Origin of the sequence: Pseudophaeobacter sp. 1A09344 (assembly GCF_041008745.1) — a bacterium.
Classification (GTDB): Bacteria; Pseudomonadota; Alphaproteobacteria; order Rhodobacterales; family Rhodobacteraceae; genus Phycobacter; species Phycobacter gallaeciensis_A.
In genome coordinates, this window is the sequence record NZ_JAXGFS010000019.1 from 26,274 (window position 1) to 50,441 (window position 24,168).

General features: G+C 61.1%; 21 protein-coding genes. 14 read left to right on the plus strand and 7 right to left on the minus strand.

Annotation, left to right across the window (positions count from 1 at the left end; genetic code table 11):
* Positions 1 to 135 precede the first annotated feature (135 nt).
* Together SM765_RS21845 and SM765_RS21850 are read left to right on the plus strand one after the other, a co-directional pair.
* Complete coding sequence (locus SM765_RS21845) at positions 136 to 753, plus strand: L,D-transpeptidase (RefSeq protein WP_065272065.1); 618 nt, start codon at positions 136 to 138, stop codon at positions 751 to 753.
* Positions 754 to 891: 138 nt separating this feature from the next.
* On the plus strand, positions 892 to 1,074 hold the full coding sequence (locus SM765_RS21850; RefSeq protein ID WP_065272066.1) for a hypothetical protein: 183 nt from the start codon (positions 892 to 894) through the stop codon (positions 1,072 to 1,074).
* 91 nt (positions 1,075 to 1,165) lie between these two features.
* Here SM765_RS21850 and SM765_RS21855 read toward each other — a convergent pair whose 3' ends face one another.
* The 3 genes from SM765_RS21855 to SM765_RS21865 all read right to left on the minus strand — a co-directional run bounded on the left by SM765_RS21855 (position 1,166) and on the right by SM765_RS21865 (position 6,253).
* Positions 1,166 to 4,168 (minus strand): aminotransferase class III-fold pyridoxal phosphate-dependent enzyme, encoded by a 3,003-nt coding sequence (locus SM765_RS21855; protein WP_274837873.1) that lies wholly within the window; start codon positions 4,166 to 4,168, stop codon positions 1,166 to 1,168.
* Between the two features lie 67 nt (positions 4,169 to 4,235).
* On the minus strand, positions 4,236 to 5,297 hold the full coding sequence (gene hemH, locus SM765_RS21860) for a ferrochelatase (protein ID WP_274837874.1): 1,062 nt from the start codon (positions 5,295 to 5,297) through the stop codon (positions 4,236 to 4,238).
* Positions 5,298 to 5,422: 125 nt separating this feature from the next.
* Complete coding sequence (locus tag SM765_RS21865) at positions 5,423 to 6,253, minus strand: methyltransferase domain-containing protein (RefSeq protein WP_274837875.1); 831 nt, start codon at positions 6,251 to 6,253, stop codon at positions 5,423 to 5,425.
* Positions 6,254 to 6,267: 14 nt separating this feature from the next.
* On the opposite strand from SM765_RS21865, the gene SM765_RS21870 reads away from it, so the two are divergent.
* The 4 genes from SM765_RS21870 to SM765_RS21885 all read left to right on the plus strand — a co-directional run bounded on the left by SM765_RS21870 (position 6,268) and on the right by SM765_RS21885 (position 8,625).
* Positions 6,268 to 6,996: a ComF family protein gene (locus SM765_RS21870; RefSeq protein ID WP_274837876.1), complete on the plus strand. Its 729-nt coding sequence runs from the start codon at positions 6,268 to 6,270 to the stop codon at positions 6,994 to 6,996.
* An 86-nt stretch (positions 6,997 to 7,082) separates the two neighbouring features.
* Positions 7,083 to 7,340, plus strand: a complete 258-nt coding sequence (gene grxC, locus SM765_RS21875; protein WP_065273656.1) for a glutaredoxin 3 — start codon at positions 7,083 to 7,085, stop codon at positions 7,338 to 7,340.
* A gap of 17 nt (positions 7,341 to 7,357) precedes the next feature.
* Positions 7,358 to 8,188: a carbon-nitrogen hydrolase family protein gene (locus SM765_RS21880; RefSeq protein ID WP_274837877.1), complete on the plus strand. Its 831-nt coding sequence runs from the start codon at positions 7,358 to 7,360 to the stop codon at positions 8,186 to 8,188.
* A complete protein-coding gene (locus SM765_RS21885) occupies positions 8,188 to 8,625 on the plus strand; it encodes a MarR family winged helix-turn-helix transcriptional regulator (protein ID WP_065272072.1) in 438 nt (145 codons plus the stop codon). The genes SM765_RS21880 and SM765_RS21885 overlap by 1 nt, the downstream gene beginning before the upstream one ends.
* 307 nt (positions 8,626 to 8,932) lie before the next feature.
* Here SM765_RS21885 and ubiG read toward each other — a convergent pair whose 3' ends face one another.
* Complete coding sequence (ubiG, locus tag SM765_RS21890; protein ID WP_274836062.1) at positions 8,933 to 9,682, minus strand: bifunctional 2-polyprenyl-6-hydroxyphenol methylase/3-demethylubiquinol 3-O-methyltransferase UbiG; 750 nt, start codon at positions 9,680 to 9,682, stop codon at positions 8,933 to 8,935.
* Between the two features lie 49 nt (positions 9,683 to 9,731).
* Here ubiG and pip point away from each other — a divergent pair, with 49 nt between their 5' ends.
* The 6 genes from pip (at position 9,732) to infB (ending at position 17,115) form a co-directional block, all read left to right on the plus strand.
* Entirely contained in the window at positions 9,732 to 10,712 is a 981-nt protein-coding gene (gene pip / locus SM765_RS21895) for a prolyl aminopeptidase (protein ID WP_065272074.1), read from the plus strand.
* Positions 10,709 to 11,554, plus strand: coding sequence for an ABC transporter substrate-binding protein (locus tag SM765_RS21900; RefSeq protein WP_274837878.1), 846 nt, complete (start codon positions 10,709 to 10,711; stop codon positions 11,552 to 11,554). Before pip ends, SM765_RS21900 begins: the two co-directional genes overlap by 4 nt.
* A 164-nt stretch (positions 11,555 to 11,718) precedes the next feature.
* Positions 11,719 to 12,336, plus strand: a complete 618-nt coding sequence (gene rimP / locus SM765_RS21905; protein WP_274837879.1) for a ribosome maturation factor RimP — start codon at positions 11,719 to 11,721, stop codon at positions 12,334 to 12,336.
* Positions 12,336 to 13,970, plus strand: a complete 1,635-nt coding sequence (gene nusA / locus SM765_RS21910; RefSeq protein ID WP_065272078.1) for a transcription termination factor NusA — start codon at positions 12,336 to 12,338, stop codon at positions 13,968 to 13,970. Before rimP ends, nusA begins: the two co-directional genes overlap by 1 nt.
* Before the next feature lie 29 nt (positions 13,971 to 13,999).
* Entirely contained in the window at positions 14,000 to 14,620 is a 621-nt protein-coding gene (locus SM765_RS21915) for an RNA-binding protein (protein ID WP_274831714.1), read from the plus strand.
* Positions 14,621 to 14,628: 8 nt separating this feature from the next.
* Positions 14,629 to 17,115: a translation initiation factor IF-2 gene (gene infB / locus SM765_RS21920; RefSeq protein ID WP_065272080.1), complete on the plus strand. Its 2,487-nt coding sequence runs from the start codon at positions 14,629 to 14,631 to the stop codon at positions 17,113 to 17,115.
* A gap of 517 nt (positions 17,116 to 17,632) precedes the next feature.
* Here the strand turns inward: infB and mutT are convergent.
* From mutT to SM765_RS21935, 3 genes are read right to left on the minus strand one after another with little or no spacing between them, the layout of a single operon-like run.
* The gene (mutT, locus tag SM765_RS21925) at positions 17,633 to 18,031 is read right to left on the minus strand and encodes an 8-oxo-dGTP diphosphatase MutT (protein ID WP_065272081.1); all 399 of its coding nucleotides are present in this window, start codon (positions 18,029 to 18,031) and stop codon (positions 17,633 to 17,635) included.
* The gene (gene argJ / locus SM765_RS21930; RefSeq protein WP_274837880.1) at positions 18,028 to 19,254 is read right to left on the minus strand and encodes a bifunctional glutamate N-acetyltransferase/amino-acid acetyltransferase ArgJ; all 1,227 of its coding nucleotides are present in this window, start codon (positions 19,252 to 19,254) and stop codon (positions 18,028 to 18,030) included. Before argJ ends, mutT begins: the two co-directional genes overlap by 4 nt.
* Before the next feature lie 4 nt (positions 19,255 to 19,258).
* Entirely contained in the window at positions 19,259 to 20,110 is an 852-nt protein-coding gene (locus tag SM765_RS21935) for a peptidylprolyl isomerase (RefSeq protein WP_274829347.1), read from the minus strand.
* A gap of 178 nt (positions 20,111 to 20,288) precedes the next feature.
* On the opposite strand from SM765_RS21935, the gene secA reads away from it, so the two are divergent.
* Positions 20,289 to 23,015 (plus strand): preprotein translocase subunit SecA, encoded by a 2,727-nt coding sequence (secA, locus tag SM765_RS21940; protein ID WP_274829348.1) that lies wholly within the window; start codon positions 20,289 to 20,291, stop codon positions 23,013 to 23,015.
* Positions 23,016 to 23,217: 202 nt separating this feature from the next.
* Positions 23,218 to 24,147: a hypothetical protein gene (locus SM765_RS21945; RefSeq protein ID WP_274836069.1), complete on the plus strand. Its 930-nt coding sequence runs from the start codon at positions 23,218 to 23,220 to the stop codon at positions 24,145 to 24,147.
* The last annotated feature ends 21 nt before the right edge of the window (positions 24,148 to 24,168 follow it).

Genomic DNA, 24,168 nt, shown 5'->3' on the forward strand with positions numbered 1-24,168 from the left:
CTTAGCCTTCCTGAGGCGCAGGTGCAAACCTGCGTCGGCCATTCGGGACCCTTAATCGGCGGTTTGATTTGCGACTGAGGCTTAAGAGCCATAATATACCGCCAGTATTTTGATGTTTACCTGCAGGGAAAGACCATGACCCACAGTCTGTTTGATAAACCGTCCCGGCGCCAATTTCTGGCAGGGTCGGCGGCGCTGCTGTCCTCTCCGGCCCTCGCCGAAGGTGTCGCGCAGGACGAGGATGTTGCCTATGATCCCCTGCGCCCGCCGCCAGAGCCGGAACCGCCGGTCAAACGCAATATCTCGGCCTTCCGCGCCAAAAACTGGAGGCCCTATTTCGATAATCTGCGCAAAGGAGCGATTCTCGTCGATATCGACAGCCGGGCGCTGCATTACTGGTCAGAGGATGAATCGGTCTACAAATTGTTCCCCTCTTCGGTGCCCTTGTCCGACGATCTGACCCGCCGGGGTCGGACTTCGGTCATCCGCAAGGTTGATGGCCCCAGCTGGTCGCCGACGCCGAACATGCTGAAACGGAACCCTGAATGGCCAAAATACATCCCGCCAGGACCGGATAACCCATTGGGATCACATGCTTTGTATCTCAGTTGGAAGTTCTACCGCATCCATGGGACCCACGATACGCGCAAAATTGGGCGGAAATCGTCGAACGGCTGCATCGGGCTTTATAACGAGCACATCGCGCAGCTGTTTCAGCTGACCAAGGTGGGCACGCAAGTGTTGCTAATTTGACGACATTGCCGCACGCGCAAGGCTGCCCTTTTAAACAAGCATTTGCATTCCCGAGGGTTACTTGGTTAGAAAAAAATACGAGATAAGTCTTGGGTGCGTAGGCCATTGTTGTGTCCGACGCGAATTCTGGAGGTTAACATGAAAAAACTCGTTATCGCAGCTGCTCTGACTGCCGCCGCTTCCACCGCTTCTGCCGGCAACCTGGCAGAGCCCGTTATCGAAGCACCGGTAATCGTTGAGCAGGCCGAAAGCTCGTCTTCCGGCATCCTGCTGCCGCTGCTGCTGCTGGTCCTGGTTGGCGCAGCTGTCGCAAGCAACTAATTGCTTCTTGCAAGATTTAAAAAGGCGGTGGTTTTCCACCGCCTTTTTTATTGCCTGCTGGCCGGAAACAGAGTGTCCGGTGGGGCCGCCCTCAGAGGGTGGCGACCTCATCCAGAATAAGATCCAGCGTCTGCACGATCATCTCCACGTCATCGCTGTCGATGGTCAGCGGCGGACGAATCTTCAGGATGTTATCCTTGGGTCCTTCGCTGCCGATCAGGATTCGGTGATCGCGCATGCGGTTCTTGACGTATGAACAGATCCCGGTCGCCTCGCTGCCATCTGCGTTGATCAGCTCCAGCCCCAGAAACAGCCCCATGCCGCGCACATCACCGACGCAGGCATGTTTCGCCTCAAGCTGCCGCAGTCCTGCCATCAGCTGGTCGCCCATGGCCTTGGCGTTCTGTTGCAGCCCTTCGTCATCGACGATGTCCAGCACCTCCTTGCCGATGCGGCAGGACAGGGTCGAGCCGCCGAAGGTCGAGAAGAACTCCGGCCCCTTGGCGAAACTGTCGGCAATGGCGCGGGTGGTGACAAGAACACCCAGCGGGTGGCCGTTACCGATGGGCTTGCCCATCACCACGATATCGGGCAGCGCGCCCTGGTGTTCAAAGCCGAAGTAATAGTCCCCGAGCCGTCCCAGACCGGTCTGCACTTCGTCGGCGATGCAGATGCCCCCGGCGGCGCGGACCTTTTCATAGACCGCCGGCAGGTACCCCTTGGGCGGGATGATCTGCCCGCCGACCGAGGGGAAGGTTTCGGCGATAAACCCGGCCAGCCCGTGTCCCTTGTCCTTCAGCTTGGCAATCGCAGGATCGACGAGGTCCGCGAATTTCTGCGCTCGGTTCGCATCGTCGCGTTTGAAGCTGCCGCGATAGTCGTCCGCGACCTCGACCAGTTCCACCCAGTCCGATTGGCCAACGCCGCCCTTGGCGTTGAATTTGTAGGCGGAGATGTCGATCACGCCGGTGGTGTTGCCGTGATAGCCGTGGTCTGGCGTCACCATGCCCTTGGCGCCGGTATGGGCGCGGGCCAGCCGCAGGGCCAGCTCGTTCGCCTCGGTGCCGGAGTTGACGAAGAAACAGACCTCGAACGGGGCTGGCAGTTTCGACAGCACCTTCTCGGCAAAGGCGACCTGCGCAGGGTGCAGGTAGCGTGTGTTGGAGTTCATCCGCTTCAGCTGATCCGCCGCCACCGCCTGAATGCGCGGATGGGCGTGGCCCACGTGAGGCACGTTGTTATAGGCATCGAGATAGGGCCTGCCCCATTCATCGAACAGGTGGTGTTTCCAGCCCCGCAGCAGCATCACCGGATCGGAGTAGGTGAGGCTGAGATTGCCGCCGAAATGCGCGCGGCGCGCTTGCAAGATCTCGCCCTTGTCGGTGGGCTGATAGCAGGTCTTGTCATCGGGCAGATTCATCAGCGCCGCCGGGTTGGGGCAGATCGCGTGCCACAGGTACATCTCGTCCGGGTCACCGACACCGGGCCAGTCCGCCTCGATCCCGTCGGTGGTCATCGCCAGCTGGAAATGCACATGCGGTGCCCAACCGCCGTTCTGTGTGGGATCGCCCAGGCGGCAGAAGGCTTCGCCCCGCGCCACGGTGTCGCCGGGTTTCAGGCGGTCGCAGCATTCCGGATCCAGATGGCCGTAAAGTGTGTAGAAGGTGTCTCCCGCCGGTGTCTCATGGCGCAGAATGATGGTGCCGCCATAGTCCAGATGATGCGCCCGGTTCTCGACGATAAAGACCTCGCCCGCCAGCGGCGCATATAGGGGGGCACCCGCAGGGGCAAAGCCATCCACGCCCAGATGCACGGTGCGCCGGTTGCTGGCCTTCCAGCGCCCCTTGCGAAAGGCGGGCGCGGTGTAGATCAGCCGCGGTTCGTTGTAATAGCCCAGCCAGATGCCGGTGCCGTATTCCTCGCCGACGCGGGCGGCTTCTTCCAGCGGCATATCGAACGGGTTCTGCGGCCAGGTGGCGTTTTCGACCGAGAGCGACCCCATCGGCACGTCGCTCAGATCCGCGCCCATCAGGGGAGCGAAATTGCCGCGTTCTGCATTTAGCCACGTCAGCACCCGATCGGCGCCTTCGACCACCGGCAGGCCGCAGGCGGCGCGCAGGCGGGCGTTCACCAGCTTGGCGTTCAGGTCAAAGCCTTCGAGGAACCGCCAAGCAGGCGCCTGCGAGATGGTCACGTAAGGATCATCGGGGTTCTCTGCGGCCATCAAGGTGGAGTTCACCACTGAGACCGCAAGCCGCGCCCGCAGCAGCGGCCAGATCATGTCCACCTCGCCCGGGTTCAGCGGACAGGCGGAATGATAGCCCGCCACCAGCGCGGCCAGCGCGGCCTCGGGGTCGGGATGGTCCAGAACGATATAGGCGGCCGCGATCGCCAGATCGCAGACGCGCGGCGCGTTGCACATATCGCCAAGGTCGATGAGGCCGGATACCCGGCGCGGTTCGCTGAGTTCTCCCGATACGATGATATTGTAATCATTGGCATCATTGTGGATTGCCTGCTGTGGCAGCTTGACAAGGTCGGGTGCCAGTTCGGCAAAGGCGCCATGAATATCGGTCAGTAGGGCCCTGCGGGCCGGATCGGCAATGCAATCCAGATCATCGGCAATCCACCTGGCCTGCATTAGGTTCCATTTGAAATCCCGCTCAAGGCCCGGATGCTGAAAATCCGCCAGCGCCGCGTCAGTCTGGCCGAGCACCGCGCCAACCTCGTGGATCAGGCTGTCGGATTTCGGTGCGGCCTTGGCGTAGCAGCGGCCGGGCAGTTGGTTGATGACCCAGACCAGCCGTTCAGCGCCGGTTTCATCGGCAATCGCGCACATTGCGGCGCCGTTTCTGGCCCGAATCACGCGCGGGCAGGGCAGATCCGGCGCCGCCCTGGCTATATGGTCGAGGGCCTGCACCTGCATATCGACCAGATCCTGCGCGCAGCCGGGGCGCATCGCCTTGACGATATAGCCGGAGCCATCCGCCGCCAGCGCCAGAAAGTTAAGATCGTATTCGCCATCAAGGCGGGTTAGCTCCGCCTCGATCCCCCAATGTGCCGCAAATGCGGCCGCCCAATGCGCCTGTGTCATAAACCCCCCCGATCCGCCGCTTCGGCGGCAACCCAATATTGGATCCTATTTGAACCGGGGCGCGGCGTTAGTCCACCCAGCCTTTCAAATTCTGTTCGATGACACCGGCCAGTGCTGCGATGTGATCGTCATCATCGTTGAGGCAGGGGATATAGAGGAAGTCCTCGCCCCCCGCCTCTTCAAAGCTTTCCTTGATCTCTTCGTTGATCTCTTCGAGCGTTTCGATGCAGTCGGCAGAAAAGGCCGGGGCGATCACGGCGATGTTCTTTTTGCCTTCCTTGGCCAGCGTGGCGACGTGGTCGACGGTATAGGGTTTCAACCATTCCTCGGGGCCAAAGACCGACTGGAAGGTCGTCGTGATCTCGGTGTCTTCCCAGCCAAGGCGCTCTTTCAGAAGGCGCGTCGTTTTCTGGCACTGGCAGTGGTAGGGATCGCCCTGCATCAGATAGCGTTTCGGCATGCCGTGGTAGGATACGACCAGAATATCAGGGCGACTCGACGCCTTGGCATAGGCCTCTTCGACGGAACGCGCCAGCGCATCGATATAGGCGGGTTCGTCGAAATAGGCAGGAATGGTGCGGGCGGCAGGTTGCCAGGTTTCTTCCATCAGGGCACGGAAGAACTGGTCATTCGCGGTGCCCGATGTGGCGCCGGCATATTGCGGATAGAGCGGCACGAACAGGATCTTCTGGCAGCCCGCCTTGACCATTTCGCGGACCTTGGACTTGGTCGACGGGTTGCCATAGCGCATGCAGAAATCGACCATGACCTGATCGCCATACCGGTCGGACATCACCTTTGCCATCTTGGCGGTCTGGTCCTTGGTGATGGTCATCAGCGGGCTTTCGCCCTTGTCGTGGTTCCAGATGGATTTATAGGCCTCGCCCGAACTGAACGGACGTTTGGTCAGGATGATCAGCTGCAACAGCGGCTGCCATTTCCACGACGGGTAGTCGATCACCCGCTTGTCCGACAGGAATTCGCTCAGATAGCGGCGCATGGGCCAGTAGCTATAGTCATCCGGGGTGCCGAGGTTCGCAAGCAGAATGCCCACCTTTTCCGGCTGCACCTTGGGGTGGTCGGCAGGAGCGTGAACAGGGCATTTTGCAGTTGAGGTCGAATCCAGCATTGATGTGTCCTGTGCGGTTGGGGCTTTGTGTTTCGGCGCAATAGTAATGGCATACGCGGTCAAAGACCAATCGGATCAAATTTGTGCAGCCATCGCGTTTGCCTATTGTCCGAAGTGGCGCGGGCCTAGTCGGGCAGCTTGGTTTCCGGCACTTTCAGGGCATCCGCCAGCCGCATCTGGGCCGAGCCGGGGCGCAGCGGTTTCTGCTGGCTTTCGGAGGGGGACCAGCCGGTCAGGCAGATGAGTTCGAAACTGGCGGGCAGGCGGCCGGTCTCGGTCTCGAAGTGCTGGCGATAGATCTCTTCGGCACGGTGGAACAGGCGTCGCGGGACCGGGCGTTTCAGGCGGGATGTCAGGGCGTTGGTCTCTCCCATGGCCCGCAATTCGCGCATCAGATGCATCAGGTCGCGGTATTCCGCCGTCAGCGGCACCACATCGGCCACCGGCAGGGCGAACCCGGCCCGTTGCAGCAAGGCGCCCAGATCGCGGACCTCGCCCATCGGGGCGATGCGCGGAGATAGCCCGCCCAGTACCTCGGTTTCTGCTCCGGCCAGCGCCACGCGCAGCTCCTGCAATGTCTGCCCGCCCAGCATCACCGCCAGCAGCAGCCCGTCTTCCTTCAGGGCGCGGCGGCACTGGATCAGCTGGCCAACCGGATCATTGGCCCAGTGCAGGCCCATCGCATGGATCACCACGTCATGGGCGCCGGGCTGCAGATCCAGAACATCCTCGTCCGCCACGCAGGTCGCACCGCCAAGGGCACCGTCCCAAATCTCCGCAAAAGGAGACACCACCGCAGGGGCGGTAAAGGTTCTGTTAACCATGCTGAGGCGATCTTCGACCTCGTCCCGTGCCATCTGGTGCAGGAACAGGGCCTCTTGCTGCCGCCGGGCCCGATGCGCTGCCAAAGCCTGCCTGTCAAACAGCTGTGGCTGGTGTTGTGTGTTTTGCGTCATGGGGGGCTACTTAAATGCTGTTGGCGCAGTTTCAAACCGCTGTTTCACTGATCTATCCGCCGCGCTGTCTGGGCTGCGGTGGGCTGGTCGGGCAGGACGCGGGCCTGTGCGGTCCCTGCTGGCGCGAGACGGAGTTCATTTCCGGCACGGTTTGCGAAGGCTGCGGGGTGCCCCTGCCCGGGGAGAGCGACGGATTTCGCATCGAATGCGATGATTGCATGGCGACGCCCCGCCCGTGGAGCCAGGGCCGTGCCGCGCTTGTCTATGGCGGTAAGGCGCGCGAGCTGGTGCTGGCGCTGAAACATGGGGACCGGCTTGATATTGCTCCTCCGGCGGCGGCCTGGATGGCGCGGGTGGCGGAACCTTTGCTGCAGGATAGTCCGCTGGTCTGCCCGGTGCCCCTGCATTGGAGCCGACTTCTGAAACGCCGTTACAATCAGTCCGCCGTGCTGGCCAGGGCGTTGGCACGCCGCGCTGGGCTGCAATATTGCCCCGATCTGCTGCGCCGCCACCGCAGAACACCGTCATTGGACGGGCGGTCGCGGAGCGAACGGTTCCGGCTGTTGGGTGATGTGATCGGGGTGCCGCCGCGCAAGGCGCCTGCCCTGAGCGGTCGCAACGTCTTGTTGGTGGATGATGTTATGACCTCCGGGGCGACCCTGTCGGCCTGCGCCGATGCCTGCCTGCGCGCTGGTGCGGAAGAGGTGCGGATCGTCGTTCTGGCCCGCGTCACGCATGCGTGACCGCTTTGCCGGGGCCTCTGGCAAAGATTGCATTGCGGCCCCATATCCCTCACAAACGCAAAAACCCGAATATATTGGAGACCTGCATGAAACCGGTGGAAATCTACACCTCGCCTCTGTGCGGCTTTTGCCACGCCGCAAAACGGCTTTTGAACCAGAAGGGTGTGACCTTTTCCGAGGTCGACGTTATGATGAACCCGAAACGCAAACCTGAAATGATCCAGCGCGCGAACGGGGGCCGCACGGTGCCGCAGATTTTTATCGGCGACACGCATGTGGGCGGTTGTGATGAGCTTTACGCGCTTGAACAGGCCGGCAAACTGGATCAGTTGCTGTCCGCCTGAAACCGGAGACCCACCTGATGCGCGCAGCCCTGTTGCAGATGACCTCAAGCGATGATCCAGCCGAGAATCTGGACAGCGTGCGCGCCATGATGGCCACAGCGGTGGCCGAGGGCGCCGGTTTCGTGCTGACGCCCGAGGTCACCAATTGCCTTTCGACCAGCCGCGCGCATCAGAAAGCCGTCCTGCATCACGAAGAAGACGATCCGACCCTGGCTGCCCTGCGCGACGAGGCCGCGAAACTGGGCGTCTGGATGGTGCTCGGCTCGCTCGGCATCAAGACCCACGATGCGGATGGGCGCTTTGCCAATCGCCAGTTCCTGATCGGCCCCGATGGCGGGATCGTCGCCCGCTATGACAAGATCCACATGTTCGATGTGGAGGTCACGCCTGAGGAAACCTACCGCGAATCGGATGGCTATCGCCCCGGCACCCGCGCGGTGCTGGCAGAGACTCCCTTTGCCAGGATCGGCATGACCATCTGCTATGACGTGCGCTTTCCTCATCTGCACCGGACGCTGGCGCAGGCCGGGGCGCAGGTGTTGACGGTTCCGGCGGCCTTTTCCCACGTGACTGGCGCCGCCCATTGGCACACGCTGCTGCAGGCCCGCGCGATCGAAACCGGCTGCTACGTGCTGGCGCCTGCCCAGACTGGGACCCATCCAGCCAGCCGGGGCGCATCGCGCCGCACATTCGGGCATTCGCTGGTTGTGGCGCCCTGGGGAGAGATTCTGGCGGACGCCGGGACCGATCCCGGGGTTGTCTGCGTTGATCTTGATATGGAAAAAGTGGCAGAAGCACGCAAACGTGTTCCTGCGCTGACCCATGATCGAGAGTTCGACGGACCCTGATGGAAGAATCACATTCTCTGGCCGTTTCGCTGTTCAGTGAAATCCTGATGGCCGACCAGCTGGCGCGCTCGCGGCTGGGCAAGGCCCTGCCCAAGGGAATGGAACTGTCGCATTTTTCGGTTCTGAACCATCTGGCACGGGCCGGGCTGGAACGCTCTCCGGCGCAGCTGGCGAAGGCGTTTCACGTTACCCGCGGTGCCATGACCAATACGCTGAACAAGCTGGAGATGGCGGGTTATGTGCATATCCGCCCCGACTGGGATGATGCCCGACGCAAGATGGTGGCGATCAGCCCCGCAGGCAGGCAGGCGCGCGATGCGGCGCTGGCCAGTATCGTGCCGGTAATCTCCGAAGTGGTGGATGAGCTGGGCGGCGACCGGGTGCGCGCCGCACTTCCGATCCTGCGGGAGTTGCGCAGCAAGCTGGAAGACGACTAAGCGCCGCCCGGCGCGGCCTCCATGCCCTTGCGTTTGCCTGTGCCCCAAAAAGAAAGGGATGCCGTGTAACGGGCATCCCTTTCTCAATTTCCCATCTGGCCGCGTGAGTGGTGGCAGCGATCATTTCGCATTGTGCCGATAGGCCATCGGGTACAGCATTCACTCTGTTAAGGGCCAAGGCCCGGTATCGGTCAGACTAAAACCCAACCGATCGGACGGTTTTATACTAAATCGAGTCAAACGCCAAGTACGCAGAGGGATTAGGTCTCCTATACGAAAGGATAGGAGGCGGTTATCCGCCACCTTGTTACGCGGCGGGTTTGGTGCTGGCCGTGACGTAGTTGACCGAAAGATCGCGCGGAGAAATCGACCAGCCCCAGGTCACCGGGTTGAACACGAACCCCTTACGGTCGACTGGCTCCAGCCCCGCCTTGCGCAGCAGCTCGAACAGCTCGTCCGGGGTGATGAATTTATTCCATTCATGGGTGCCGCGCGGCAGCCAGCGCATCACCACCTCGGCGCCAAAGATGGCCATGACATAGCTTTTGGGATTGCGGTTGATGGTGGAACAGATCTGCAAGCCGCCCGGTTTCAGCAACTCCCGCGTTGCGGTCAGATAGCTCAGCGGATCGGCCACATGTTCAACCACCTCCATGTTGAGAACCACGTCGAACTGTTCACCGGCTTCGGCCAGGGCCTCGGCAGTGGTGTGGCGGTAATCGATGGTAAGGCCGGATTGTTCCGCATGAATCCGCGCCACCGGCAGGTTCCCGGCGGCAGCATCGGCCCCCACGACCTCGGCGCCAAGGCGCGCCATCGGTTCCGACAACAGCCCGCCGCCGCAGCCAATGTCGAGAAGGCGCAGGCCCCTGAATGGCTCCGGCTGCGTCAGATCACGGCCGAATTCCCCGGCGATCTGCTGGGTGATGTAATCAAGCCGACAGGGATTCAGCATATGCAACGGCTTGAACTTGCCGTTGGGATCCCACCACTCCGCGGCCATTGCTTCGAATTTGGCGATCTCGGACGGGTCTACCGTGGACTGAGGCGCTTGCATTCCTGTCTCCGTGTGTTCTTTTGTGTCTAACAGACTAGTTAGGTCAGTAATGGACAAATACTCGGACCAAAAGCGCGCAGTGCAGTATCTTTATCCTCCGGTCGATGCCTACGACCAGCGTATGCTGGATGTGGGGCAGGGCCACAGCATTTATGTCGAGCAATCGGGCAACCCCAAGGGCATTCCGGTGATTGTCTGTCACGGTGGTCCCGGCGGCGGCAGCAGCCCGGCGATGCGGCGCTATTTCGATCCCAATATCTATCGGGTGATTCTTTTTGATCAGCGCGGTTGCGGCCGCTCGCGCCCGCATGCCTCTTGCGAGGATAACACCACCTGGCATCTGGTTGCCGATATGGAGGAGATCCGCCGCCTGCTGGAGATCGACAGCTGGCTATTGTTCGGTGGCAGCTGGGGGGCGACGCTGGCGCTGATTTATGCGCAGACGCACCCGGAGCGCGTGCAGCACATCATCCTGCGCGGTGTCTTCCTGATGACACAAAGCGAACTCGACTGGTTTTACGGGGGCGGCGCCGGGCGGTTCTGGCCGGAAACCTGGGCGCGGTTTGTCGCGCTGGTCCCGCATGACGAGCGGCACGATATGATCGCCGCTTATAACAAGCGGCTATTTTCCGGCGATGTGAACGAGGAAATCCGATTCGGTCGTGCCTGGTCATCCTGGGAGAACGCCCTGGCCTCGGTCCATTCTAACGGTCATGGCGGCGAAAGCCCCGGCGATTATGCCCGCGCCTTTGCCCGGTTGGAAAACCACTATTTCATCAATGGCGGTTTTCTGGATTTCGATGGGCAGATCCTCGCCAATATGGGGCGGATTTCCCATATTCCGGGCATCATTGTGCAGGGCCGTTACGACATGATCTGCCCGCCGACCTCGGCCTGGCGCCTGAACGAGCTGTGGCCAAATGCCGAGTTGAAAATGATCCGCAATGCAGGTCATGCCTTGTCGGAGCCGGGAATCAGTGCCGAACTGGTGCGCACGATGGACCGGATTGCCGAGGAGATGCTGCCATGACCCGTATCGACCGCCGCGCGCTGTTCACCTCTGGTGCTGCGGCTGCCTTGCTGGCGGCGACAGGCACGTCATTGGCGGCGGCGCCGCGCGCGGGCGGGGTGTTGCGTCTTGCGGTGCCGCGTCAGGACGGGCTGATGGAGCAGGTGGCGCGTGGCGCCGTCTTCGACACCCTGACAGAGATCGCGCCCGATGGCGTGTTGCGGGGCGAGCTGGCCGAGGGCTGGCACAGCAGCGACGCGGCCAGGACCTGGTCCTTTGATCTGCGCAGCGATGTGCGGTTCCATGATGGCGCGGCCATGACGGCGGCGGATGTGGTTGCCTCGCTGAGCGGGCGCGGTATCGACGGCGCCGAGGTTGCCTTGGTGCAGCAGGTCGCAGACCATCGGATCGAGATCCAGCTGACGGCCGCAAACCCCCATCTTCCTTACCTTCTGGCGGATCCGGCGCATGTCATCGCTCCGGCGGGCCAGGTGGATCTGCCACTGGCACAGGCCGTGGGCACCGGCTGTTACCGCGTCGAGCGGGCGCAGGACGGGCGGCATTTCCGTGCGGCAAAACTGGCCGATCATTACAAGGCCGGGCAGGCAGGCTGGGTGGATACGGTCGAGGTGATCGTCATCCCGGATGCCAGCGTGCGGGCTGAGGCACTGCGTGATGGCTATGTGGATGTGGCCGCCTTGCCCGCGCCAGAAGGGCTGATCGAAAAGGGGGGATTCCTGTATCATCCTTCGGCCAGCGACATGGCGCTGGCGGCGCGCAGCGATGTGGGCATGCCCCGCACCGTGGGCCGCCGCGCGGCGCTGGATGATGGCCGTATTGCCGAACGCTGGTGGCGGACCTGACCGGGGCGCAGGCCCGGTTTCGAACTTCTCCTTGCAGATTCGCCCCATCAAGCGTATATGCCTTTCACAACAGCGGCGCGTTGGGCTCTGGTCCAAGGCTCCACCGGGATTTTCAACGGGCCGCGCGCCCGTTTTTTTGTGTCCGAAAGACAGCTGGAACCCGAATGACCAACGACCTGATTGCCAAAGCCGCGATTGACCGCCGCCTTGCCGAGATCATCACCCCGGTGATCGAGGATCTGGGCTATGAGCTGGTCCGTATCCGGCTGATGTCCGGCAAGACGACAACCTTGCAGATCATGGCCGACAAACCCGATGGCGGGATCGAAGTCGATGATTGCGCCGATATTTCGAATGCCGTCAGCGCGGTTCTGGACGTCGAGGATCCGATCCTTGATGCCTACGCGCTTGAGGTGTCGAGCCCCGGCATCGACCGTCCCCTGACGCGGCTCAAGGACTTTGACATGTTCGAAGGCTATGAGGCCAAGCTGGAAACCGCCGAGCTGATCGACGGTCGCCGCCGCTTCAAGGGCGAGCTGGCCGGTGTCGAGGATGACGAGGTTCTGATCAACATCGAGGAACACGGCGAACCCGTGACCATCGGTCTGAAATTCGACTGGCTGAGCGACGCAAAGCTGGTTCTGACCGACGATCTGATCAAGGAAATGCTGCGCCAGCGCAAGGAGGCTGGCACGCTGAACGAAGATGCTTTTGACGACGTTATCGAAGATACGCCCCTTGAGGGCGAGGTGACCGAAGGGTCCGAAGAGGAGAACAAGTAATGGCCATCACCTCTGCAAACCAGCTTGAGCTGTTGCAAACCGCCGAAGCCGTGGCGCGCGAGAAAATGATCGACCCCGGCCTGGTGGTCGAAGCCATGGAAGAAAGCCTCGCCCGGGCGGCCAAAAGCCGCTACGGCAGCGAAATGGACATCCGTGTGTCCATCGACCGCAAGACCGGCAAGGCCACCTTTACCCGCGTGCGCTCGGTCGTCGAAGATGAAGAGCTGGAAAACTACCAGTCGGAAATGACCGTCGAGCAGGCCAAGCAGTACATGGCCGATCCCAAGGTGGGCGACACCTATGTGGAAGAGGTTCCGCCGGTAGAAATGGGCCGTATCGCGGCCCAATCGGCCAAGCAGGTCATCCTGCAGAAGGTGCGCGAAGCAGAGCGTGACCGCCAGTACGAAGAATTCAAGGACCGCGCCGGTACCATCATCAACGGTCTGGTCAAACGCGAAGAATTCGGCAACGTCATCGTCGATGTGGGCGCTGGCGAAGCGATCCTGCGCCGCAACGAGAAGATCGGCCGCGAAAGCTATCGTCCGAATGATCGTATCCGCTGCTACATCAAGGATGTGCGCCGCGAACCGCGCGGCCCGCAGATCTTCCTCAGCCGTACTGCGCCGGAATTCATGGCCGAGCTGTTCAAGATGGAAGTGCCGGAAATCTATGATGGTATCATCGAGATCAAGGCCGTTGCCCGTGATCCCGGTTCGCGCGCCAAGATTGCCGTGATTTCCTATGATGGTTCGATCGACCCCGTGGGCGCCTGCGTCGGTATGCGCGGCAGCCGCGTGCAGGCCGTTGTGAACGAACTGCAGGGTGAAAAGATCGACATCATCCCGTGGAACGAAGATCAGCCGACTTTCCTCGTCAACGCGCTGCAGCCGGCCGAAGTGTCGAAAGTGGTTCTGGACGAAGAAGCCGGCAAGATCGAAGTTGTGGTCCCCGAGGAACAGCTGAGCCTCGCGATCGGCCGCCGTGGTCAGAACGTACGTCTGGCCTCGCAGCTGACCGGTCTCGACATCGACATCATGACCGAGGAAGAGGAATCGGCGCGTCGCCAGAAGGAATTCGAAGCGCGCACCGGCCTGTTCATGGAAACTCTGGATCTGGACGAATTCTTTGCCCAGCTGCTGGTCTCCGAAGGGTTCACCAGCCTCGAAGAGGTTGCCTATGTGGAGCTCGATGAACTGCTGGTCATCGACGGTGTTGACGAAGGTACCGCCGAAGAGCTGCAGGCCCGGGCCCGTGACTACCTCGAAGCCAAGGCCAAGGCAGCGATTGATGCCGCCCGTGCGCTGGGCGCAGAGGACAGCCTGATTGACTTTGACGGTCTGACACCCCAGATGATTGAGGCACTGGCAAAGGACGGCATCAAGACGCTGGAAGACTTTGCCACCTGCGCGGACTGGGAACTGGCCGGCGGCTGGACCACGGATGGCGGCGAACGGATCAAGGACGACGGTATTCTGGAACCTTTCGGCATGTCGCTGGAAGAGGCACAGGATATGGTCATGACAGCCCGCGTCTTGCTGGGCTGGGTTGATCCCGCCGAACTGGAACCGGAAGTCTCGGAAGATGACGAGGCCGAAGGTGACGAAGAAGCCGCTGACACAGGGGCCGGGGTCTGATCCCCGCTGCTCCTGAAAGGAGACGCTGAATGGCTCGCGGAGGCGCCGAAAAAGACCGGTCAGACGGCCCGGAGCGAAAGTGCATCGCAACAGGTGAGATCCAGCCCAAGCAGGGTCTCATCCGGTTCGTGATGGGCCCCGACGGGCAGGTCGTTGCGGATGTGTTCGGTAAACTCCCCGGTCGGGGCGTTTATGTGACCGCCAGCCGTTCTGCGTTAGATACGGCGGTAAAGAAGAAACTCTTCGCCCGTGGCTTCAAGGCCCAGGTGAAGGTGCCCGAAGACCTTGCAGACGAGGTGGAGCGGCAGGTTCTGCGCCGTCTCGTTGATCTGATCAGCCTGGCCCGCAAGTCGGGTGATGCGGTCGGTGGCTATGAAAAAGTCAAGGATTGGCTGCTGAAGGAAGAGGCGAGTGTGCTGATTCAGGCGGCTGACGGATCCGGGCGTGGAAAGTCGAAACTGAGCACGCCGCACCGGGGGAACTATATCGGTTGCCTCTCTGCGGATGAGCTGGGGATGGCATTTGGGCGTCAAACTGTGATACATGCGGCGCTGGCCTCTGGTGGACTCAGCAAACGTGTTGTAGAGGAAGCGCAACGATTGCAGGGTTTGCGCGAAATGGTGGGCGGCAAGGGCCGCACGGAAGGATAAAGAGCTTTATGAGCGATAGTGACGGCAAAAAGACATTGGGTTTGCGTGGTGGTTCCCGGCCTGGGAACGTGAAACAAAGCTTCAGCCATGGGCGGACCAAGAATGTCGTAGTGGAAACCAAGCGCAAACGCGTTGTGGTTCCCAAGCCGGGTGCGGGTAAAGGCGGCAGTGGTGCGTCTCCCGCGACGGATGGATCCCGTCGACCTGCCGGCATCACCGACGCGGAAATGGCCCGCCGCCTGAAGGCGCTGCAGGCTGCCAAGGCGCGTGAAGTCGAAGAAGCCGCGCAGCGCGAGGCCGAGGAAAAGGCCCGTGCCGAAGAGCGTGAGCGCCGCCGCGCCGAGCAGGAAGCCAAGGAACGCGAACAGCGCGAAGCCGAGGAAAAAGCCCGTCGCAAGGCGGAAGAGGAAGAGCGCAAGCGCCTCGAAGCTGAAGAAGCGGCCAAGCGTGCAGCAGCGGCTCCGGCAGCAGAGCCGGAGAAGGCAAAATCTGCCGGTCCCGCCGCAGGTCGTTCTGCGGCCAAACCCGCAGCGCAGGCCCCGCGCAAAGCCGACCGCGAACGCGAAGAGCGTGGCCGTGGTGGCAAAGGCCGCGACCAAGGTCGCCGTTCGGGTAAGCTGACACTGGGTCAGGCAACCGGCGAAGGTGGCCGTCAGCGGTCCATGGCCGCAATGAAGCGCAAGCAGGAGCGCGCGCGTCAGAAGGCAATGGGCACCGTCGAGCGTGAAAAGGTCATCCGTGACGTGCAGCTGCCGGAAACCATCGTTGTTTCCGAGCTGGCAAACCGTATGGCGGAACGCGTTGGTGACGTGGTCAAATCGCTCATGAACATGGGCATGATGGTCACCCAGAACCAGTCGATCGACGCCGATACGGCTGAACTGATCATCGAAGAATTCGGCCACAAAGTTGTCCGCGTTTCCGACTCTGACGTCGAAGACGTGATCAAAGAGGTCGAGGACAAGGAAGAAGATCTGCAGCCGCGTCCGCCGGTGATCACCATCATGGGCCACGTCGACCACGGTAAAACCTCGCTGCTGGATGCGATCCGCGATGCGCGGGTTGTGGCTGGCGAAGCAGGCGGTATCACCCAGCACATCGGTGCGTATCAGGTGACCACCGATAGCGGCACCGTACTGAGCTTCCTCGATACGCCGGGCCACGCGGCCTTCACCTCGATGCGCTCTCGCGGTGCTCAGGTGACGGATATCGTGGTTCTGGTTGTGGCTGCCGACGATTCGGTCATGCCGCAGACCATCGAGGCGATCAACCACGCCAAGGCTGCCGGTGTTCCGATGATCGTGGCGATCAACAAGATCGACAAACCTGCCGCCGATCCGAACAAGGTGCGTGCCGAGCTGCTGCAACACGAGGTGATCGTGGAAGCCATGTCCGGCGACGTTCAGGACGTGGAAGTGTCCGCCGTGACCGGCCAGGGTCTGGATGAACTGCTGGAAGCCATCGCGCTACAGGCGGAAATCTTGGAACTGAAAGCCAACCCGAACCGTGCCGCCCAAGGCGCCGTGATCGAAGCACAGCTGGACGTGGGCCGCGGCCCGGTTGCCACTGTTCTGGTTCAGAACGGTACTCTGCATCAGGGCGACATCTTCGTTGTGGGTGAGCAGTACGGTAAGGTCCGTGCGCTGATCAACGACAAGGGTGAACGCGTCAAGGAAGCCGGTCCGTCGGTTCCGGTCGAGGTTCTGGGTCTCAACGGCACGCCCGAAGCGGGTGACGTGCTGAACGTGACCGAGACCGAGGCACAGGCCCGCGAAATCGCGGAATACCGCGAGCAGGCCGCCAAGGACAAACGCGCCGCAGCCGGTGCTGCGACCACTCTGGAACAGCTGATGGCCAAGGCTAAGGAAGACGAAAACGTCTCCGAACTGCCGATCCTGGTCAAAGCAGACGTGCAGGGCTCTGCCGAAGCGATCGTTCAGGCGATGGAGAAGATCGGCAACGACGAGGTGCGCGTGCGCGTGCTGCACTCGGGTGTTGGTGCCATCACCGAAACCGATATCGGCCTGGCCGAAGCTTCCGGTGCGCCGGTCATGGGCTTCAACGTCCGTGCCAATACCTCGGCCCGTAACACTGCCAACCAGAAGGGCGTCGAGATCCGCTATTACTCGGTGATCTATGACCTTGTGGATGACGTGAAAGCGGCGGCCTCGGGCCTGCTGTCGGCCGAGATCAAGGAAAACTTCATCGGCTACGCGACTATCAAGGACGTCTTCAAGGTCTCCAACGTCGGCAAGGTTGCCGGCTGTCTGGTCACCGAAGGCGTTGCCCGTCGCTCGGCTGGTGTGCGTCTGCTGCGTGACAACGTTGTGATCCACGAAGGCACGCTGAAAACGCTGAAGCGCTTCAAGGATGAAGTCGCAGAGGTTCAGTCCGGTCAGGAATGCGGTATGGCCTTTGAGAACTACGAAGATATCCGCGCAGGCGATGTCATCGAGATCTTCGAGCGTCAGGAAGTTGAACGTAAGCTCGACTAAGGCGCTGCGACACTCAGAAACAGTCAAAACCCCGGCCTCTGTGCCGGGGTTTTTGCATCTTTGAGGTGGTGGGAGGTCTAGTGCCCGCCAAAACGGCTGAGGGCAGCCGCCGGGCTGCCCTCTATTGCCGTGAGTGATTGGTCTTCAGTGGGTCTTCAGTGTGCCGCGAAAATCGGTGGTATTCGGAGGCGTTCTGCCGCGCCTACCGGCACCCCGTTGCGGTCGTTGATGTGTGCCTGCATGAACCTGTCCCGGACCAGAAAACACGTGCCCAAATAGGTCCACCTGTTGTCTGATCCTTCGTCAGGGAGAAGTTCAAAAAGGTTCACTGCCAGATAGTGTAACCAGTTTTTGACAAATTGGTTAACAAAATCTTGACGACTTGCGCCAAAGCAACAATGGCTAGTGTTTCTACCGACAAATCTCCAATATCCGGTAGTAAATTGCGTCCGGATTGGAGGGGAAATTCGGGGTATGCAGAGGGCAGCCCGCCGGGCGGACCGCCAGTTTTTGAACGCTACAGCCAATCCCGCAGGATCGGAATCAGCGGAATATCGGCCGGAGGCATCGGGTAATCACGCAGCTCTTGCGGCCGCGCCCATTTTAGAACCTGGCCTTCCCGGGCCTGCGGAATGCCCTCCCATTTGCGGCATGCAAACAGCGGCATCAGCAGGTGAAAATCTTCATAGCTGTGGCTGGCAAAGGTCAGCGGCGCTAGGCAGGATTGCCAGGTGTTGATGCCCAGCTCCTCTTCCAGTTCGCGGATCAGCGCCACTTCGGGGGTCTCCCCGGCTTCAACCTTGCCGCCGGGGAATTCCCAAAGCCCGGCCATGGATTTGCCTTCGGGGCGCTGCGCCAGCAGGATCCGCCCTTCGACGTCGATCAGGGCCACGGCCGAGACGAGAACCGTTTTCATGACCGATAATCCGCGTTGATGGTGATGTATTGATGGGTCAAATCGCAGGTCCAGACCGTTGCCGCGCCATCGCCAAGACCCAGATCCACCTTGATCGTGATCTCGTCCTGTTTCATTTGCGCGGCGCCGTCCTCTTCCTTGTATGAGGGCGCAACCCAGCCATTTTCAGCCACCAGAACATCGCCGAAGGAGATCGACAGCAGGTCCCGGTCCGCCGCAGCGCCGGATTTTCCGATTGCCATCACCACGCGGCCCCAGTTGGGATCCTCACCCGCGATTGCGGTTTTCACCAGAGGCGAATTGGCAATCGCCAGCCCGTGGGTCTTGGCATCTGCGTCGCTTTCGGCGCCGGTCACCTGGATCTCGACGAACTTCGTGGCGCCTTCCCCATCGCGGACGACTTGATGCGCCAGATCCAGCATCACGCCCTCCAGCGCCTGCTCAAACTCCGGGTTCCCGGTTGCGTCAACGCCCGATGCGCCGGTCGCACAGAGCATCAGGCTGTCCGAGGTCGAGGTGTCGCTGTCTACCGTGATGCAGTTGAAGGTCCGGTCACAGATTTTGGCCAGCTGCGCCTGCAGCGCGCTTTGCTCGATCTTGGCATCGGTGAAGATATAGACCAGCATGGTCGCCATATCAGGCGCAATCATGCCGGAACCTTTGGCGATTCCGGCGATGTTCACGGTCTGCCCGTCGATGGTGACCGTGGCGCCAGCGCCCTTGGCAAAGGTATCGGTGGTCATGATGGCGGCGGCTGCTGCTTCCAGCGCATCGGCATTCAGCCCATCATTCAGCTCGGCGATCTTGGCGACGATCCGATCATGCGGCAGCGGTTCACCAATCACCCCGGTCGAGGCGGTAAAGACGCGCCCCGCTGGTGCCCCAGTGATGCCGGAGACGGCGGCGACGATCTCTGCCACCGAGGTTTGCCCGTGATGACCGGTAAAGGCATTGGAATTGCCCGAGTTGACCAGAATAGCGGCGCTAGCCGAAGGGTCTGCCCCAAGTTTCTCCTGACAATCGCGCACAGGTGCAGATCGCGTCTTGGAGCGAGTGAACACCCCGGAAACCGTGGTGCCCGGATCCAGTACCGCCAGCATAACATCGGTCCGGTCCTTGTATTTTACACCAGCGGCTGCGGTGGCGAACCGCACGCCTTTGATCGTGGGAAGATCGGGAAATCCGGCCGGAGCCAGTGGAGAACAGGGCAGAGGTTTTGCCATCGGATCAGTTCCTTACCAGGCCAAGATCTTTAATCATCGCCGGGTCCAGCCCTTCGATTTCGGGTCGTTCGATGGTGGCCTCAGCTGTCAGTGCGTTGACGCGATCTTCGACGGCGCGTGTCCGCAGTTCCTGCTCCAGCTCGCCGCGCACTTCGTCAAAGCTGGGCGCGGCAGATTTGCGCCGTTCGCGCAGCAGGATCACGTGCCAGCCGAACTGGGTTTTCACCGGATCAGAGATATCCCCCGACCGCATGGCAAGTACAGCCTCTTCGAATTCGGGAACCATACTACCCAGCCCGAACCAGCCCAGATCACCGCCGCTCGGCCCGGAGGGGCCGGTCGACCGCGCCTTGGCAGTGGTGGCAAAATCGGCGCCGTCTTCCAGCTCCATCTTGATCTTTTTGGCTTCTTCTTCGGTTTCCACCAGAATGTGCGCCGCGTGGAATTCATCGCCGCCATCGCCGGTGGAGTATTTACGGTCATAGGCCGCGCGCAGGGCTTCCTCACCGGTTGCGTTGGCCATCACCATTTCGATGACATCAGCGGCCAGCAATGCCCGGCTTTCGTTTTCGACCGACAGCTCCACGTAGTGGGGCACTTCGCCATGCAGTTGCTGTTTCAGTGCTGTCTGCTGGATCAGCTGGTCCAGAATGGCGTTGTACAGCACCTCGTCCGGCAGTTGCTTGTACTGCTGGGGCAGGTTTTCACGGGCCATGATCATGTGACCAAGGGTGATCTCTTCGCCGTTGACTGAGGCCACCACGGTATTGGCATGCGGTGCGGCCTGTACCGACAAAGGCAGCGCCATCAGGGCCGCAGTTGCCGCGCCTCGCAGAAAAGTGAGACCTTTCAGCATTCAATTCTTCCTATTCCCGGGCCGCAGCATGGCGCGGCGTTGACACTTATATGCCTGCCGCTTACATCGCCTAAGGGCCAATGGCAGGACCGTCGTTTCCACCTTTGTTTATGGGTTGCGGGCAGGGCGGGCAAGCCTGCCTTAGGTCAGAAGCCATGACAGGACCGTGGGAGAGCACATGCTGGGTATCGGAACACTCGCCAAAAAGATTTTCGGCACACCGAATGACCGAAAAATCAAGGCGACGCGGCCGCTGATCGCAAAGATCAACGCGCTGGAACCCGAATTCGAAAAGCTCAGCGACCAGGGTCTGATCGAGAAAACCGAAGAGCTGCGCAAACGCGCGCTGGACGGTGAAGCCCTCGACGCTCTGTTGCCCGAAGCCTTTGCCAACGTACGCGAAGGGGCCCGCCGGGCGCTGGGTCTGCGGGCCTTTGATACGCAGCTTATGGGCGGTGTCTTCCTGCATCAGGGCAATATCGCCGAGATGAAAACGGGTGAGGGTAAGACACTTGTCGCCACTTTCCCAGCCTACCTCAATGCGCTGACCGGTAAGGGCGTGCATGTGGTTACGGTGAACGAATACCTGGCCAAACGTGACAGCGAATGGATGGGCAAGGTCTTTGAACAGCTGGGCATGACGACAGGCGTGATCTGGTCCGGTCAGCCCGACGATCAGAAGATGGCCGCCTACCAGTCCGATGTGACCTATGCGACCAACAACGAGTTGGGCTTTGACTACCTGCGCGACAACATGAAGCCCAGCCTGGACCAAGTGTTCCAGAAGTATCACAACTTTGCCATCGTCGATGAGGTCGACTCGATCCTGATCGACGAGGCGCGTACGCCGCTGATCATTTCCGGCCCGGCTGAAGATCGCTCCGAGCTTTATACCACCATCGACACGGTGATCCCGCTCTTGAGCGAGGAACACTATGAGATCGACGAGAAGACCCGCGGTGTGACCTTCACCGAAGAGGGCAACGAATACCTTGAGCAGAAGCTGATCGAACGCGGCCTGCTGGAAGAGGGGGCCTCGCTCTATGACCCCGAAAGCACCACCGTGGTGCACCACGTTAACCAGGCCCTGCGCGCGCATAAACTGTTCCAGCGTGACAAGGACTACATCGTGCGCGATGGCGAGGTTGTGCTGATCGACGAATTCACCGGCCGCATGATGGCCGGGCGCCGCCTGTCCGAAGGCCTGCATCAGGCCATCGAAGCCAAGGAAGAGGTGCAGATCCAGCCCGAGAACACGACGCTGGCCTCGGTGACCTTCCAGAACTATTTCCGCCTTTATGACCGCCTGTCGGGCATGACCGGTACTGCCATGACCGAAGCCGAGGAATTCGCCGAGATCTATGGTCTGGGCGTAGTCGAGGTTCCGACCAACCGGCCGATTGCACGGGTGGACGAGGACGACCAAGTCTACCGCACCGCGATGGAAAAATACCGCGCGATGATCGAAGAGACCAAGAAGGCCCATGCCAAGGGGCAGCCGGTTCTTCTGGGCACCACCTCGATCGAGAAATCCGAACTGCTGAGCCAGATGCTGCAGCAGGAAGGCATCGAACACAACGTGCTGAACGCGCGCCACCACGAGCAGGAAGCGCAGATCGTCGCCGATGCAGGGCGGCTTGGTGCGGTGACCATCGCCACCAATATGGCTGGCCGGGGTACCGATATTCAGCTGGGCGGCAACGTTGACATCAAGGTGATGGCCGCGCTTGAGGCCAACCCCGATGCCGATCCTGCCGAGCTGCGCGCCGCCGAGGAAGCCAAGCACGCCGAAGAAAAGCAGAAGGTTCTGGACGCGGGCGGCCTGTTCGTGATGGCCTCTGAACGCCACGAAAGCCGCCGCATCGACAACCAGCTGCGCGGCCGTTCGGGCCGTCAGGGTGACCCCGGCCGTACCCGGTTCTATCTCAGCCTCGAAGACGACCTGATGCGGATTTTCGGGTCCGAGCGCCTCGACAAGGTCCTGTCCTCGCTGGGCATGAAAGAAGGCGAAGCGATCATTCACCCCTGGGTGAACAAATCGCTGGAACGTGCCCAGGCCAAGGTCGAAGGCCGCAACTTCGACATGCGCAAGAACGTGCTGAAGTTCGACGATGTGATGAACGACCAGCGCAAGGTGATCTTTGGCCAGCGCCGTGAAATCATGGCGGCAGAGGATCTGTCCGAGATCGTCAATGATATGCGTCACGAGGTGATCGACGACCTGATCGACACTTACATGCCGCCCAAGACCTACGCCGAACAGTGGGACACCGCAGGCCTGCAGGCCGCTGTGCTTGAAGGGCTGGGCATCGACGCGCCGGTGGCCGAATGGGCTGCCGAGGAAGGCGTCGACGACGAACAGATCCGCGAACGGCTTGAGGCCGCAAGCGATGCGCTGATGGCGGAAAAGACCGAAGCCTTCGGTCCGGAAAACATGCGCAACATCGAAAAGCAGGTGCTGCTGCAGACCATCGACGCCAAGTGGCGCGAACATCTGCTGACGCTGGAGCATCTGCGCTCGGTCGTGGGCTTCCGCGGCTATGCGCAGCGTGATCCGCTGAACGAGTATAAGAACGAAAGCTTCCAGCTGTTCGAAAGCATGCTCGACTCCCTGCGCGAAGACGTTGCCAAGCAGCTGAGCCGCGTGCGTCCGATGAACGAAGAAGAGCAGCGCCAGATGATGATGGAAATGGCAGCCCGCCAGGCCGCCATGCAGCAAATGGCCTCCGCTGGCGGCGCACCTGCGCCTGCTGCAGAAGGCGAAGCTGTTGCTGAACTCGCGGAAGAGCCCGCGCCCGGATTTGTCGAGGATGATCCCGAAACCTGGGGCAACCCGTCGCGCAATGACAAATGCCCCTGTGGATCGGGCAAGAAGTTCAAACATTGCCACGGGCGTCTGGCCTGAGATACGCCTGCATCCCCGGTTGAACGCCAGCCGTTTTAACCGGGGATCGGCCCCTGATTTGGCCTGACCGCACGCGGGGGCCATTCAGACAGAGATATTAAAATTCTCTTTATTCTGCCCGAATCTCTCCCGCAGGCGGCCACAAACTGGCCGCCTTTCCCATGCTATACTTCCTTAACCTATCCAGGGTGTGGAGTGTGTGATGATGGACAAACGTATCTTGATCTTGAGCAGCGGAACCGTGGCCTGTGCGCTGGGGATCGGCTTTTTCATGCAGCAGTCCGCCGCTCCGCGTATCTATGAAACACCGGAGATCAGTGCCGCGTCGGTGCAGGTCCCGGCCGATCCGGATCTGTCCGAGCTGACCATCGAGAACATCACGCTGACCTCGGTTCCGCACGAAGATCCGGCGCCGCAGCAGGCAGAGACCGCGCAGGCCGAAGCGGCTGTCGCCAAGGATGACTGCGCCCTGTCGGTCGCAGCTAATGCACTGCCCGGTGCCATGGTGAAACTCGACGTATCCGCGCCCTGCCAGGCGGGAAAGCGGCTGACGGTGCATCATCAGGGCATGATGTTCACGGTGGCGCTGGATGATACGGGCCATCTGACACAAGAGGTGCCAGCTCTGGCCACTTCGGCGGTATTCATCATCGAGCCGCAGGACGGGATGGCCGAAGTCGCAGTGGTGCCGGTGCCGGACCTTTCCGAAATCGACCGCGTCGCGCTGCAATGGACCGGCAACAGCGGTTTTGAAATTCATGCCCGCGAAAACGGCGCCGACTATGGCGCGCCGGGGCATGTCTGGCATGGTTCTGACCCGGCCTCTGGCATGGGCCATATGGTGCGGCTGGGCGATGACAGCCAGCTGGCGCCGCGTCTGGCCGAGGTTTACAGCTTCCCGCGCGCCGCCGAACAAGCCGGAGAAACGGTGGAAATCAGCGTCGAGGCAGAGATCACCGCGATCAACTGTGGCCGTGATGTTGAGGCGCAGGCCCTGACCCTGCATCGGGCTGGCGGGCAGAGTAAACTGCAGACCCGCGACCTGACGCTGGCAATCCCTGATTGCGCGGCCAAGGGTGACTTTCTGGTGTTGAATAATCTGTTGGAAAACCTGAAAATCGCCTCCAACTGATCCGCATTCATTCCAGGATTT